Annotated in this window: 15 protein-coding genes; 7 read left to right on the forward strand and 8 right to left on the reverse strand. The window is 45.2% G+C overall.

Annotated features, from left to right (window positions below):
- Positions 1-218: 218 nt before the first annotated feature.
- The 4 genes from AC6R00_RS20910 to AC6R00_RS20925 all read right to left on the reverse strand — a co-directional run bounded on the left by AC6R00_RS20910 (position 219) and on the right by AC6R00_RS20925 (position 6,281).
- The gene (locus AC6R00_RS20910; protein WP_500641780.1) at positions 219-3,290 is read right to left on the reverse strand and encodes an error-prone DNA polymerase; all 3,072 of its coding nucleotides are present in this window, start codon (positions 3,288-3,290) and stop codon (positions 219-221) included.
- 15 nt (positions 3,291-3,305) lie between these two features.
- Positions 3,306-4,706, reverse strand: a complete 1,401-nt coding sequence (locus AC6R00_RS20915; protein WP_500641781.1) for a Y-family DNA polymerase — start codon at positions 4,704-4,706, stop codon at positions 3,306-3,308.
- Positions 4,707-4,708: 2 nt separating this feature from the next.
- On the reverse strand, positions 4,709-5,386 hold the full coding sequence (gene imuA / locus AC6R00_RS20920; protein WP_500641782.1) for a translesion DNA synthesis-associated protein ImuA: 678 nt from the start codon (positions 5,384-5,386) through the stop codon (positions 4,709-4,711).
- A gap of 151 nt (positions 5,387-5,537) precedes the next feature.
- Positions 5,538-6,281 carry a YciK family oxidoreductase gene (locus AC6R00_RS20925; RefSeq protein WP_004746632.1) on the reverse strand — a complete coding sequence of 248 codons (744 nt, stop codon included), beginning with the start codon at positions 6,279-6,281 and terminating at the stop codon, positions 5,538-5,540.
- An 89-nt stretch (positions 6,282-6,370) separates the two neighbouring features.
- Between AC6R00_RS20925 and sohB the strand changes: the two genes are divergently transcribed.
- On the forward strand, positions 6,371-7,432 hold the full coding sequence (gene sohB, locus AC6R00_RS20930) for a protease SohB (RefSeq protein ID WP_500641783.1): 1,062 nt from the start codon (positions 6,371-6,373) through the stop codon (positions 7,430-7,432).
- A 71-nt stretch (positions 7,433-7,503) separates the two neighbouring features.
- Here sohB and rcnR read toward each other — a convergent pair whose 3' ends face one another.
- Positions 7,504-7,776: a Ni(II)/Co(II)-binding transcriptional repressor RcnR gene (gene rcnR / locus AC6R00_RS20935; protein ID WP_069666778.1), complete on the reverse strand. Its 273-nt coding sequence runs from the start codon at positions 7,774-7,776 to the stop codon at positions 7,504-7,506.
- 134 nt (positions 7,777-7,910) lie between these two features.
- On the opposite strand from rcnR, the gene AC6R00_RS20940 reads away from it, so the two are divergent.
- The 5 genes from AC6R00_RS20940 (at position 7,911) to AC6R00_RS20960 (ending at position 11,286) form a co-directional block, all read left to right on the forward strand.
- Positions 7,911-8,987 (forward strand): nickel/cobalt efflux protein RcnA, encoded by a 1,077-nt coding sequence (locus tag AC6R00_RS20940; RefSeq protein ID WP_500641784.1) that lies wholly within the window; start codon positions 7,911-7,913, stop codon positions 8,985-8,987.
- Between the two features lie 52 nt (positions 8,988-9,039).
- Complete coding sequence (locus AC6R00_RS20945) at positions 9,040-9,390, forward strand: DUF3147 family protein (protein ID WP_272785353.1); 351 nt, start codon at positions 9,040-9,042, stop codon at positions 9,388-9,390.
- Positions 9,391-9,476: 86 nt separating this feature from the next.
- The gene (locus tag AC6R00_RS20950; RefSeq protein WP_500641785.1) at positions 9,477-9,833 is read left to right on the forward strand and encodes a hypothetical protein; all 357 of its coding nucleotides are present in this window, start codon (positions 9,477-9,479) and stop codon (positions 9,831-9,833) included.
- Positions 9,834-9,885: 52 nt separating this feature from the next.
- Positions 9,886-10,629: a HupE/UreJ family protein gene (locus AC6R00_RS20955; protein WP_500641786.1), complete on the forward strand. Its 744-nt coding sequence runs from the start codon at positions 9,886-9,888 to the stop codon at positions 10,627-10,629.
- A 15-nt stretch (positions 10,630-10,644) separates the two neighbouring features.
- Positions 10,645-11,286, forward strand: a complete 642-nt coding sequence (locus AC6R00_RS20960; RefSeq protein ID WP_500641787.1) for a transmembrane anchor protein — start codon at positions 10,645-10,647, stop codon at positions 11,284-11,286.
- Between the two features lie 70 nt (positions 11,287-11,356).
- On the opposite strand, the gene AC6R00_RS20965 is transcribed toward AC6R00_RS20960, so the two are convergent.
- Positions 11,357-12,253, reverse strand: coding sequence for a LysR family transcriptional regulator (locus tag AC6R00_RS20965; protein ID WP_500641788.1), 897 nt, complete (start codon positions 12,251-12,253; stop codon positions 11,357-11,359).
- A 131-nt stretch (positions 12,254-12,384) separates the two neighbouring features.
- On the opposite strand from AC6R00_RS20965, the gene AC6R00_RS20970 reads away from it, so the two are divergent.
- On the forward strand, positions 12,385-13,332 hold the full coding sequence (locus AC6R00_RS20970) for an NAD(P)H-dependent oxidoreductase (protein ID WP_500641789.1): 948 nt from the start codon (positions 12,385-12,387) through the stop codon (positions 13,330-13,332).
- Between the two features lie 42 nt (positions 13,333-13,374).
- On the opposite strand, the gene AC6R00_RS20975 is transcribed toward AC6R00_RS20970, so the two are convergent.
- Together AC6R00_RS20975 and AC6R00_RS20980 are read right to left on the reverse strand one after the other, a co-directional pair.
- Positions 13,375-14,004: a bifunctional 4-hydroxy-2-oxoglutarate aldolase/2-dehydro-3-deoxy-phosphogluconate aldolase gene (locus tag AC6R00_RS20975; protein ID WP_500641790.1), complete on the reverse strand. Its 630-nt coding sequence runs from the start codon at positions 14,002-14,004 to the stop codon at positions 13,375-13,377.
- Positions 14,005-14,013: 9 nt separating this feature from the next.
- Entirely contained in the window at positions 14,014-14,970 is a 957-nt protein-coding gene (locus tag AC6R00_RS20980) for a sugar kinase (RefSeq protein ID WP_500641791.1), read from the reverse strand.
- Positions 14,971-14,972: the final 2 nt, after the last annotated feature.

Here is a 14,972-nt window from a genome sequence, read left to right on the forward strand (position 1 = left end):
TGCAGTGCGAAATGACTAGAACGATTAAATACAACTGTTCATCAGAATCTTAAGGTTGTTTCTATTCATGATATGGTTTACGTCTAAGGTTGTTATGACCTTATGCATGTTACTGTACAGGGAATACAAGAAAAGAAGTATGGAAGCTGAAGACGAGTTGTAACTTGTCAGCGTTAATTCAAAAGGGAGCCTGTGCTCCCTTTTTTGCTTACATGGCTTTAGTGAAAGTCGCGTGATTTACTTCTAAGCCCCTGCAATTTATCTGTCATATCAATCAACCTTCCTGCTATCACATGATGAACCTCGCCTTCTTTTTCCAATATTCCTTTTACCTGTAAGATCTTGGCAGTTAGATAGGCTTCCTTTTGCGCCCGAGCTGTCGCTTTCCACACCACAACGTTGATGTTGCCAGTATCATCTTCTAGCGTGAAAAATGTCACGCCAGCGGCGGTTCCCGGCGCCTGTTTCCCTGTTACCACCCCCGTCACAGTGACCAAAGATTGGTGATCTTTTTGCACCAAATCTTTCATCCGTGTAAATCGCCCCAGCTCACCGGCGTCATCGAGTAAGGCGATAGGATGTTTAGCGAGTGACAATCCAGTGGCTGCATAATCTTCAAGTAATGTTTGGCTCTCTGAGGGGGTGGCAATGATTTGGCTTTCAGGCTCTTCGATGTTTTGAAACAGAGGTAAATCCGAAAGCGAATCCATCATTGCCCAGCGAGTCTGATAACGGTTATGGCTGAGCATATGCATGGCATTAGCTGAAGCGAGCAATTCGACATCTCGCTTGGATAAGCCGATATGTTTGATCTGTCCTGAATGGGTAAATTGGCCCTTGTCTCTGGCGTGCAATAATTGCTGTGCGCTCTGCTGACTGAGTCCTTTCACTTGTCTTAAACCCAACCGGATAGCCAGTTTATCTTGATGATGGACAACTTGGTGGTCGTACATGGAAGCATTAACGCAAACAGGTAACACGATGACCTTATGTCGCCGCGCATCCTGTACAAGCTGTGAGGCGCTATAAAAACCCATCGGTAGGCTATTGAGCAGTGAAGTGTAAAAAGCTTCAGGGTAATAGTGTTTGAGCCATGCGGAGCAATAAGCGAGCACGGCAAAGGAAGCGGAATGACTTTCTGGAAAGCCATATTCACCAAAGCCTAAGATTTGGTCAAAGATGCGTTCAGCAAACTCCAGTTGATAGCCACGGCTGAGCATACCTTCTACCAGCTTGGTTTTGAATTTGACTAGGTCGCCACTCTTTTTCCAAGCTGCCATCGCTCGGCGCAGTTGATCCGCTTCACCGCCACTAAAACCGGCAGCAACCATGGCTATCTTGATCACTTGTTCTTGGAAAATAGGTACGCCAAGGGTGCGCTCTAGCACGGCACGAACCTCTTCGGAAGGGTAATCGACCGCTTCTTCTCCATTTCTCCGCTTCAGAAATGGGTGCACCATATCCCCCTGAATCGGGCCTGGGCGGACAATGGCGATTTGAATCACTAAGTCATAGTAAGTGGCGGGTTTTAAGCGTGGTAGCATGCTCATCTGCGCTCGTGACTCTATTTGAAATACGCCGACCGTGTCTGCACGTTGGATCATCTTATACACCTGCTCGTCATCTTGGCGGCGAGTAATCTCAGCAATCGTTAGTGTTTGGTTATGCAGACGCTGCACTAAATCAAAGCACTTACGAATCGCAGTGAGCATGCCTAAAGCCAGTACATCGACTTTAAGCAGCTTGAGCGATTCGAGATCGTCCTTATCCCATTGAATGACGGTGCGATCGGGCATTGACGCATTCTCGACTGGAACCAGTTCATACAAGGGCCCAGCAGCAATGATAAAACCGCCGACATGCTGTGAAAGATGACGAGGAAAGCCAAGAATTTCGTTGACTAGGTTGATGAACTGCTCGCCTTTGAGAGAGTCAGGCTGTAGCCCGAGCTCGACGATTTGAGCTTGCCAACCGAGTGCTCGGTCACGGCGATTAACATTTTTAATAAAGTAATCGAGCTGACTCTCTTCAATGCCTAGCGCTTTGCCTACATCACGCACCGCGCTTTTGAAGCGATAAGAGATCACGGTTGCGGCTAGAGCCGCACGCTCTCGACCATACTTTTGGTAAATGTACTGGATGACTTCTTCACGGCGTTCATGCTCGAAATCGACATCAATATCGGGTGGCTCATCGCGTTCGGCACTGATAAATCGCTCGAATAGCACCGAAATCTGTCTAGGGTCTACAGAGGTGATTTCAAGGCAATAGCACACCACGGAGTTGGCAGCAGAACCGCGCCCTTGGTAGAGAATTCGGTGACGTTTAGCGAACATCACAATGTCGTGGATGGTGAGAAAATAAAACGGGTAGTTAAGCTCATCAATCAGCTTAAGTTCTTTGTCTATTGTTGCCTGAATATCGCTTGGAACACCTTCAGGAAAGCGTAGTTTCTTGCCATATTCGACCAAAGCGGTGAGGTAGCTCATTGGAGTATAGCCATCGGGAACCAGCTCGTTAGGGTATTCGTATTGCAGATCACCTAAGCTAAATTCGCAGCGCTCGGCGATTTTTACGCTCTCTTGCAGCCATTCAGGTTTAAATAGCTTGGCGAGTTTTTCCTGACTACGCAGGCTTCTCTCTGTATTGGTTAGTCGCTGTTCGCCTAATTCATTAACGCTACACCCGGACTGAATAGCGGTCAGCGTATGCTGTAGAGGCAAACGGGTTGCAGTATGCATGAGCACGCCACCGCAGGCGCTAATCGGTAGTTGTATCTCTTGAGCGAGCTGCTCGCAGTGTTCAAGGTATTGTTTATCATCAGATTTGAGGTGGCGCTGAATACCTAGCCACAGTCGGTGTTGATGATGCTGAGCAAGCCAGTTTCCCCATTTATGGTCACTGGATGTATGACTGGGTAACCAGAGGATGAGGCAGCGTTTGGCTGACATTAAATCCCATTCAGAAAGTTGATAGCTGCCTTTCTCGGAACGCCTTCTCGCATTGGTGATGATACGGCAGAGCTCAGCGTAAGCCTCTCGGTTTGGGCACAACAACACGACCTGACACTCTTGGTTAAGCCAGAACATACTGCCGACAATAAGCTCAATGTTAAGCTGATGCTTCTTACTTGCTGTGTAAGCACGTACCACACCTGCAACTGAGCATTCATCTGTGATCGCTAAGGAGTGATAACGCAGAAAATCTGCTTGCAAGATCAGCTCTTCAGCGTGTGAGGCGCCAGTGAGAAAAGAGAAGTTACTTTGACAAAAAAGCTCAGCGTAAGACATCACATTCGCTCCGGACTAACAAAACAATCCATGGACGAACCAGTGCTTGTCTTGATTACGAAATACCCATAACCAGCGCCCTTGATCACTACGAGCGACAAAGTAATCGCGGGTCATATCATCACCGTCCCACCAGCCTGTCACGAAACGTTCAGGGCCTTGCATGATGGAGACTTTCTCTTGTAAAGGTTCTGGCGTAGGCAAAACAATATTCGGTCGCAGTCTTTGGCTTGCTGCCTTGGTTGGAATAGGCAGGGTAGGGTCACAGAGAAAGGTGGCTTTTTCTGGACGAGGGTCGTGACTATGCGCCACTTTACGCACCTTATCTTTGCCCAATTTTGCCTGTAGTAAGCCAATTAGCTCTAACTCAGTTTGCTCGCCTTGAAAGCCTTTAAATAGATCTGCGCTGGTGGACTCAAGCTCTCCACTGCGAATCAAACGCAGCGTCAGCCCCTGTACGGGAGCATCGAGCTTTAATGATTCCATTGTGAGTTGGCAGAGCGTCATCCAACGAGTGGCAAGGTAATCGCCACTGGCAGAGTAAAATGTCACCGACGCATCGTCTTTGTCTCTTTGATGTAAGATCAGCTCTAACTCATAGCCAACTTGGTTACGTAGTGTCAGAAACCATTCTAGCTTGGTGAGTAGTTTAGCGAGCGGTTTTTCTAGCCACTGAATGTTTTCAATATCAAAGAGCAATTCTTGATAGTTTTCGAAGTGCTCTGGTGGGTGGTAGAAATCAATAGGGTGCTTAAACTGTCCCATCAATTTGCCAACATAGTTGACCAAATCAATATCAAAGCGGCGAGCGAGTTCTTTGATTGGGATGTCGAGCAAATCGCTGAGTGTCGTGATGCCAACCCGTTGGAGCTTTTCCACCGTCTTGCTACCAAGCTCGGTTGCACTAAGAGGAAAAGGTTTGATGATCTTGATGAGTTGCTCTTTCTCTGGAGTCAGTAGGGCAGCATTGGCTTTCCCTAAGGCGATAGCCGAGAAAGGAGAGAAGCCGCTCGAATAAGAGTAGTTAAGCTGAAGTTGCGTTAAATGCTGTGAAACGCGCTGCCAATAGGGTTCTAGCCCACCGTAGAGTGACAACATATTGGTGGCTTTGAGTAACACGCCTTGCGGTGGTAACAGACAAATATCTGAGGTGACCATATATAGCCACTGGGCAATATCAAGCAGAGTTTGCTGCTCAACCTTTTCATCATAAGGGTGAACTTGAAGCTGGTGACACATCGCACTCGCACTGCCTAAACCCATGCCCGTTTGTATCCCTTGTTGAAGGGCGATTTCATTACATTGGACGATCTTAAAGCGCTTAGATTCAACTATCGCTAGTGGCAAGGGGGCCTGCTCTGAGAAAAGTGCATCAAGTTGTAGAGTTGGAAAGTGTAGGTAGATCCAGCTTTGCATAACTACCCTTGCTGACGAATTGGGAAAGGGATAATTACAGGCGGTTTAGGTTGTAACGTCAGGCTTGGCCAAGCTGCACTCATATCAATCACAAAGCTACCTTGAGGCCAACCACCTTTACGCTTGGTGATGGTGATTTCTACTCCCAACGCGTGTGGAAGGAGTGTCATACTTAAACTGACAGGCAGTGAAAACAGACTTTTTTTGGCCGTTCTAAAGATAAAGTGCAAGCAGTTTCCATGTTCACTGGCAACCTGTAGGCGTCTTGCTTGATGAACTTCTAATTCGGGATGCCAAAGCAATACATTGCTGCATGCACCACTGCGTAAACATTGTTCGGCAGCCCAAAGTGCCTCTTTATCATTTTGTGGGTAGATGAGTAGGACTTTATTGTTATCTAGACCTTCATTATTAATCTGTTCAGCACACAGGTAACCAGGAGGTTGAATGAAGACAGATAACCTCTCTTGGCTGGTGTTTTTTAGGTGCGGAAAAAGTAGGCGTAATTCACCAATACTGGAGGCACCTTGCAGCTCGACAACCCCATGCTTAGGAAAGCCGCCTTCAAGCTTTTGATCCAAAAGATCATGCCCAGTTGAGTAGTAGTCTCCGCTGTCAGGTGTTTGAGAACCCGACCAAAGCCATTGTTTTTGCTTAAGATGTTCGATTAATTCATACATAACAAAATACCTGTATATACATACAGTATAAATTATTATTAATTATCGGCAAGGGGATGAATGATCGAATGGATAAAAAAACGCCTTGTGTTTATATATAAAAACACAAGGCGTTGAATTTTATTGGGGTTTGTAGCCTAGACTTTAGGATCTATTTTTTAGGCTGAGCATCAATACATTCGCCATTGACTGCTTTACCTTCTGGTGCCATCAGGTAAAGGTAGAGAGGCATAATATCCTGTGGTGTTTTGAGCAAGTCTGCATCTTCAGCAGGGTAGGCTTTAGCACGCATGCCTGTACGAGTCGCACCAGGGTTGATCGCATTGACGCGGATCGTGGTATCGCTAAGCTCATCAGCAAGGATCTGCATCATACCTTCAGTGGCAAATTTCGACATAGCATAAGTGCCCCAGAAGGCACGACCACTGTGACCAACCGTTGATGAAGTAAAGACAATACGCGCGTCTTCTGATTTATGCAGTAGAGGCAGCAATGCTTGAGTCATCAAGAATTGAGCCTTGACGTTGACCTGCATAATATCGTCATAAGTGTCTTCACCGATTTGGTCGAATGGGCTAATCACACCAAGTAGGCTTGCGTTGTGTAAAACGCCATCTAAGCGACCACATTGACCTTCAATAGTATCAACCATATCAAGGTAGTTTTGCTTAGTCGCGCCTTTCATATCGAGTGGGATGATTGCTGGCTGAGGGTATCCCGCCGCTTCAATTTCGTCGTAAGTCTGTTCCAGTTTTTTCACTGTACGACCAAGTAAAATCACTGTTGCACCGTGCTCAGCATAAGAGAGAGCAGCTTGCTTACCAATGCCAGCACCTGCGCCAGTCACCAGTATGACTTTACCTTTCAAGGCATCTGAAGAAACAGCATATTCCACGATGTGTATCCTTATTGTAATGATTTACTTTATGATTCCGTAAGATGGTGGTTACAATACACTAATTCGCACAATAGAGGATGCTCACATTGGAATTTTTGTTGGACTATGGGCTGTTTTTAGCCAAGATTGTGACTGTTGTGGTCGCGATTGTAGCGATTTTAGTGCTTGCTAAAGCCGTTGGTGGTAAAAGCGGTGGCGCGAAAGGTGAGTTGGAAATTACTAACTTAACGGATCAACACAAGCAGACCGTTGAGCAGTTAGAGCACCATCTGCATGATGAAGCGTTTATTAAAGCGCGTGACAAGGCAGAAAAGAAACAAGAGAAAGAGAAAAACAAATCTCGCGAGAAAGAGATCAAGAAAGCCTCAAAAGAGGGCGATCTTGATAGTAAACGTGAACCTCACCTGTTTGTTCTCGACTTTAAAGGCAGTATTGATGCTAAAGAGGTCGCTTCATTACGTGAAGAGGTGACGGCAATCTTAGCTGTGGCTCGTGAAGGTGATGAAGTGCTACTGCGCTTAGAGTCTGGTGGTGGCATGGTGCATGGTTATGGCCTTGCTTCATCACAGTTAGATCGCATTAAAGCAGCCAATCTGCCCCTGACCATTGCGGTAGATAAAGTCGCGGCAAGTGGTGGCTATATGATGGCATGTATTGCGGACAAGATTGTGTCAGCACCCTTTGCCATCGTTGGCTCCATTGGTGTGATTGCCCAGCTACCCAACTTCAATAAAGTGCTGAAAAAGTATGATATTGAGTATGAGCAGCTTACAGCGGGTGAATACAAGCGTACTTTAACTATGTTTGGTGAGAACACGGACAAAGCGCGTGAGAAGTTTAAACAAGAGCTAGAAGAAACACATGGCCTGTTTAAAGACTTTATTCGTGAGCGTCGTCCTGAGCTTGAGTTGGATAAAGTCGCAACAGGTGAACACTGGTTTGGTACGCAAGCTCACGACTTAGGTTTGGTTGATGAGATCAAAACCTCAGACGATCTTGTGGTTGAAGCGTGTAAAGACAAAACCGTACTTGCGATTCACTACGTAGAGAAAAAGAAACTGACCTCAAAGCTTGCTGGATTAGCAGGTGAAGCGGCAGACAATGTATTAATGAAGCTGATTGATCGCGGCCAACGTCCGATTGTCTAATTCTCTGCATACTGAATACTAGAGCGCCCACCTATTTTGGTGGGCGCTTTTGTATCTGCTTAAGCTCAACCTTATTTGATATAGGAGTCGAGAACCTTGAGTACGATTTCCATATCTGTTTCGCGTTGATCTTTATCTTCTTCGAGCACGACGTGTTCAATTAAATGCCCTTTAATCACTTCCCGCATTAAACCATTTACGGCACCACGAATAGCCGCGATCTGCTGCAAAACATCCTGACATTCATGCTCTTCATCTAGCATCTTTTTTAGACCATTGACCTGACCTTGGATCTTACTTACTCGGGCCTTAAGTTTTTTCTGATCTTTTACTGTGTGTGACATGGTATATCTTCTTTACGTGTTAGGCGGAAAGATTCTAACCGATAATGTAGCACTTAAATTATACTGGGGGGTAGTATTTTTTACTGGGGGGGAGTATGATTTCGACCAGATTGAAACAACAATAGAGAACAGCAATGGATTTTGTAGCACTTTTACAACAAGGTAACGGCTGGTTTTTTATCCCAAGTGCGATCTTACTTGGTGCTTTACATGGCTTAGAGCCCGGCCATTCGAAAACCATGATGGCAGCATTTATCGTGGCGGTGAAAGGCACTGTTAAACAGGCAGTGATGCTTGGGCTAGCTGCAACACTTTCTCATACCGCTGTCGTCTGGTTAATCGCTGTTGGTGGTATGTACATCAGCCAGAAGTTTACTGCTGAAGCTGCCGAGCCTTGGATGCAGCTCATCTCAGGTGTCATCATTGTTGCAACCGGGCTATGGATGTTCTGGAGAACATGGAGTGAAGAGCGCGCATGGCATAGCGCTCACCATCACTCACAGGATTGGAAAACTCAGGTGGTTGATACCGGACATGGTCATGTGGCGCTATCGCTTGTGGGAGAGGGGTTTGACCAGAGATTTCAGTTGAAAACGCTAAACAGTAAGCCGTTAAAAGCTGAGGGTGTAAAATTAGTGCCATCTGATGTGGGTCAGCAAGCTATTGATGTCTATGAATTTATTGAGCGTGATGGTTACCTAGAATCGACCTCATCTCTGATACAGCGGGATGATGTGAAGGTCAAGCTGATGATTGGACATCACGATCATACCCATGACTTTGATGTGCACTTTCACTCAAATTCGGATTTGAACCATGAAGAGAAAGAGTACCAAGATGCCCATGAGCGCGCTCATGCAATGGATATTCAGAAACGTTTTGCAGACAGAGAGGTGACCAACGGACAAATACTTCTATTTGGTCTAACGGGTGGATTAATCCCATGCCCAGCAGCGGTCACCGTTCTCTTGATCTGTTTGCAATTAAAGGCAATGACATTAGGCGCAACCTTAGTCGTGTCATTCAGTATTGGCTTAGCGCTGACTCTAGTTGCGGTTGGAGTTGTTGCGGCTATCGGCGTACACAAGGCGACATCGAAATGGAGTGGTTTGAATGATATCGCTCGTCGAGCTCCTTATCTATCAGGCGTTTTAATCAGTGCGGTGGGTTTGTATATGGGAATGCATGGCTACACTTCACTCATGAACTAAGCTCACAGGTAGCGACGAGTTTGTCTTAAGGCTAATTGTAGGTAGCAACTTTATGATGTGGATTATTACCAAATACGCGCTCACTGCTGGCGTTGTCGTGCTTATTTCCGAGGTCGCAAAAAGAAGTGATAAGGCTGGAGCTTTGATCGCAGCGCTTCCAACCGTAACAATATTGGCTCTGATTTGGATGTATGTAGAAGGGCAAGGTCAACAAAAGCTTTCTAATCACGCGTTCTACACCTTCTGGTATGTGCTGCCTACATTACCAATGTTTCTGGTTTTTCCTTGGCTGCTGACGCGCTATCCATTTTGGATTTCTTTGTCTATTTGTGCCGTTATCTCAATAGCTTGCTTTGCATTGGTCGCTATTTTGGTCAGACAGTTTGGAATAGACCTTACATGATGAGGAGCACTGCCTGTTGAAATGTTCCTATTGTTATAATATAACAATGTTGGTTTTTTATCTGTCCTCCAATTGATTGTGTGGTTATGGTCTCTAAAGTAACAATAAAATCGGTTAGCTTGCTGATGCTGTTTATCGTTGCAGTATGTATGACCTCGTCTGCAATTGGAGAGTTTCTATCTCACGGCTTACTAGCGGTAGAGTCACTGCAAAGCGCTCACTCTCACGAACATGGTCACTACCATGAAGTCGATAGCGAGCACTTGTTCCAGCATGATAAAAGTAATCACCATCACAGCTATGATAGTGCTTCTATCAAGGGCAGTAGTGTTATATCTCTGTCTGACTTAATGGATTCCCCATACACCCTGCACGTGGACGGAACCCCTAGTTACCGACCCTTCAAAATAGAGCGTCCCCCAAGAGCCTTGTTAGTTGCTTAAAAAAACACCGCGATAAGCGGTAAATCAACAATTAACAAACAATGGTTTATCTATGAATTTATTCGTTTTAGACGAAGTGATTGCTATGCCTGTAAATTGGGTAGCGTCACTGCGCAAAGGGGCGCTTTATCTCGTTTTAGCCTCGCTGACTATTTTGAGCTCAGATGCCTTGGCTCATGCTGTAGCACAAGGTGACAAAGGCTACATACAAGAAATAACAGGCACTAATATTATTGCTTTCATGTACTTGGGAGCAAAACACATGGTGACGGGGTATGACCATATCCTGTTTCTATTAGGTGTTATTTTCTTTCTTTATAAAATGAAACACATCGCGCTGTACGTCAGCCTGTTCGCTATTGGTCACTCGACAACGATGCTGATTGGCGTGTACTTCAATATTGGCATTAACAGCTACATCATTGATGCCATTATCGGATTGTCGGTGGTTTATAAGGCCTTAGACAATTTAGGCGCGTATCAGCGCTGGTTCGGTGTTCAGCCCAATACTAAGCTTGCTACCTTAATATTTGGCTTCTGCCACGGGTTCGGGCTTTCTTCGAAGATCATTGAATATGATATTTCGCCGGATGGATTAGTTCCTAATCTATTGGCGTTCAACATAGGTGTAGAAATAGGGCAGTTAATTGCGCTTGGCACCATATTGATTGTGATGGGCTTTTGGCGCAGGCATACAAGCTTTGTCCGTCAAGCTTACTCAGTCAATGTCGTTATGATGAGCTTAGGTTTCATGCTCATTGGATATCAATTAACGGGCTATGTTGCCGCTCAATAATATAAGGAACTCATTATGTATAACTCAGATATGCCAAATCGAGCAGAACTGCCAACAGCTAAGCAATTAATTCGTTCAACGCTTCTTGCTTTGGTTGGTGCCTTTTTACTTCTTATCACTGTCATTCTTCCTGCTGAATATGCAATTGACCCGACGGGAGTAGGCCGAGTGATAGGTTTGACCGACATGGGGGAGATCAAGACCCAATTAGCTCAAGAGGCGGCTGAAGATCAAGCGAGATCTGAAGCCATGAAGACAGTGGAGAAAGTTGAACAGCAACCTTCTACAGATACCGTTGACTCAGTGACGCTAAGCAAAGACAGCAATGATACCGCTGAAGTGGTATGGAAGGACAAGATCCTGCTGTCGCTTAAACCAGGACAAGGTGCAGAGGTCAAACTGGTTATGGACAAGGGTCAAACAGCTCAATTTACTTGGTCAGCTAAAGGTGGCCCTGTTAATTTTGATACACATGGTGACGGTAATGGTCAGTCAATAAGTTACGAGAAAGGTCGCGGAGTTCCAAACGATCAAGGTGAGTTAACCGCTGCTTTTTCCGGTAATCATGGTTGGTTCTTCAGAAATCGTACCGACAACACAGTCATGGTCATTTTAAGGACTAAAGGAGATTACTCTCAAATGAAGAGAGTGCTTTAACTTAATGTAAGCTAGCCCGAGAAAACTTGGGCTAGCTTTTTCTGATTTGATAGAAGTGGTAATCAGAGTGTTATTCAAATCTCTCCACTAAATAATCGATCAGCACACGAACACGTTTCACTTTTTGGCTATTGCGGCTGAAGTAGAGATATAAACCAGGGTAGGTGGGCCATTTCTCTTCGAGTACAGGCACCAACTGACCCGTCTCAAGTTCGGATTGGAGAGCAGGAAGAACCAAGCGCCCAATTCCTAGCCCTTCTTTGGCTGCATCCACCATTAAATCAGTGTCATTAACCACCAGCCCATAAGGAATTTCTACACGTATTTGCTGGCCGTCTTCCATCAGGTTTAGCTGGGCGTACTTGTTGGAAGTAATAAAGCGATATTGGATCAGCTTGTGGTTACTGAGATCTTGAAATGACTTGGGTGTCCCATATTTCTTTAAGTACTTGGGAGAGGCAAACAGAGCTTCTTTCATCGGCTCCGTGAGTTTTTTCGCCACCATCCCTTCTTCGATAATACTGCCAAATCGAATCCCTAGATCGATACCTTCCTTGATAATATCGAGAGTGGCATCAGAGATGGATATCTCTAGCTCAATTTGTGGGAACTGACGACAGAAGTTAGCAAAAATCGTTTTCAGGTAGGTGTTGTACACGAACTTAGGGACGGTGATACAGAGCTTACCACTAGGTTCTTCGGTCAGCTCTTGAACACTTTCCAGTGCATAATTCAGTGACTCCATGGCGGTGAGAGTGCGTTCATGAAGTAATCGCCCTGCATCGGTGAGCTCGATTTTCCGTGTCGTTCGGTTAAATAGAGTTAAGCCAACGTTGCTTTCTAACAGTTTTAAAGACTGGCTTACAGAAGGGGCAGCCATCTCAAGTTTACGTGCTGCTCCGCGGATGCTGCCTTCTTGAACAATAGCTTGGAAGACTTGCAGTTGGTTGTAGGTGGTCCCTTTCATTACACTCAACTCTTTTGTTAGGTTTAACCTAATTAAAAAATAATTTTTACTGGCCTACAAGCAATTAATGACTAACAGTAAAGTAGCTCCATCGAATGCGTGGCATTCCCCAGTTTTATCAGGAGCGAATTATGAGCAAAGTCGTCGTTATTTCAGGTCACCCAAACTTAGAATCTTCCTATACCAACAAGGTTATATTGCAGCAGCTTACACAGGATGTTGAGAGTATTGATGTACGTCGATTAGATGCGCTATACGCTGATTATCAAATTGATGTTGAAGCAGAGCAAAAAGCCCTACTTGATGCACAAGTTGTGATACTGCAGTTTCCTTTCTACTGGTACTCAGTACCAGCATTGATGAAGAAGTGGATTGATGATGTATTCAGCTTCAATTTTGCTTACGGCCCCGAAGGTGACAAGCTGAAAGGGAAAGACTTTATTATCTCAACCACGATTGGTGGTCCGGCAGAGTCTTATGATCCACTAGGTTATAACCACTTTACGGTTGAGCAGCTACTTCACCCAATTCAGCAATTGGCTTACCTAGCAGGAATGAACTATCAAAAGCCTGTTTATACCAATGGTATGGTTTACATTCCGGGCGTTTATAACACTCAAGAAGGTGTTGAAGAGAAAGCCCGCGATCATGCAAAGCGTATTGTTCAGCAGGTTTCCCATCTACTAGAGTCACCTGAAGCGAACATCACTGCGTTAGTGAGAACTTGGTTTGAGCAAATGGACAAGCTAGAAGAGGACTCAGGTATTTTCCATCCTATGTTGCGTAATGATGTTGTGATCACTGCACCAGAAGGGGAGTTCCAAGGCATTGCTGGCTTTAATGATTGGTACAAGATGCTACGAGAGGCTTTCAAGCCAAACTGCGAGCATCAACTTGAGCAGATTGTGATTAAGCAACAGGGAGAAGCGCATATTGCAGAGCTTCGCGTTAGACTGATTGCGGAAACCACTCAGGGTGAATCGATTAATGTACTCGTGAATGAAGAGTGGAAGGTGGATTTAGATAACGGACAACTACGCATCGAGAGCTACAAAGTAGAGCCAGTCATAAGTGCATAGTGAAACAATGCCCCACAGACAATGTGGGGCAAATGATCGGTCTTATTGGTTTACTAGTTCAACTGCTTCACGTGTGAGCTTGGCAAGCTCATCCCATCTACCTTCAGCGATAAGCTTTTTATCAACCATCCAAGTCCCACCACATGCTAAGACGCGAGGAACAGCGAGATAATCTTTGATGTTGGAAGGGTTGATGCCACCTGTCGGCATAATATGAACGTCCCCGTAAGGAGCAAGCAGTGCTTTAACCATATTGATACCACCTGATGCTTCAGCAGGGAAAAACTTTAATGTAGTTAAGCCCATTTCGAGAGCGGCTTCAATAGTACTTGGATTGTTGACGCCAGGTACGATATCAATACCGATCTCTTGGCATGCGCGAACGGTATTTGGGTTAAAGCCCGGCGAGACAATAAAGGTAGCGCCGGCTTGTTGTGCTGCCAGTGCTTGCTCTTTATTTAACACTGTGCCTGCGCCAATTAACATCTCAGGTTGCGCTTCTCTTAGTAATCGAATTGCTTCAACCGCAGCATCGGAGCGGAAGGTAATTTCAGCGGCTGGTAAACCATTTTCAACTAACACCTTACCTAAAGGCAAAATATCCTCTGCGTTATCGACAGCGATGACTGGGATGACTTTGAGTGCTTTTAGCTGCTCGTTTAAGTTAGACATTGTTTTTTCCTATCTAAAGTTTTGCTTTGCGGTATTCGTATGTGATTTAGAAATGATAGCGCCTTTATGCTGAATGACTTCTCCAGCAAGTTGATTGCCATTGTGGCACGCACGTCTAACATCTCCATCTTCGAGATAAGTAGCAAGGAAGCCACCGTTAAATGAGTCTCCGGCAGAGGTAGTATCGACAACGTTTTCAATTAAAGTCGTTTCAACATGATAAGGTTCAAAAGTGCTGTGATCTGAGACTAAACAGCCTTTAGGCCCAAGTTTTATTACTACAGTTTTGACACCAAGAGACTGTATGCGAGTAATAGTGTCTAGTGGCGTTTGATCACCCCAGATGAGTTGTTCATCATCAAAGGTGACTAAAGCGAGATCTGTGGCTTGGTACATCGATTGGTATACAGACTTAACGGTTGAGTGTTTCTCACTTGACCACAATGAAGGGCGGTAGTTACTGTCAAACACCACTTCAGTTCCAGACGCTTTGAGCTCATTCAGCAGTTGGATCATTTGCTGCCTATCTTGAGTTGGCAATATGGCTAAGCTAATACCGCTTATCATTACCATATCAGCTAACTTAAGTGATTGTCGAACATAAGAAAAGTCTTGATGCTGAAGTAGGTATTTTGCAGCAGACTGTTCACGCCAATACAGGAATGTTCTTTCACCCTTGTCATCGAGTTGAATCAGATAGAGTCCAGGAGAGCGATTGTTGTCTGTTAGCACCAAGTTAGTGTCGATACCTTCCTGCTCCCATCGAGCTTTCATTTCTTTGCTCAGCGGGTCACTTCCTAGCGCAGTGACATATTGTACTTTTGGAGCGGGCCTCAAGCCTTGATGGCTTCGGCAAAGATAAATGGCGGCATTGAGTGTGTCGCCACCGAACGTTTGTTGCATATGACTAAATGGTTTGCCATTGAGTTCAATCATACATTCGCCAATGATTGAGATTGTCTTCATAG

Source organism: Vibrio sp. R10-SF1-ISO8 (assembly GCF_059833805.1).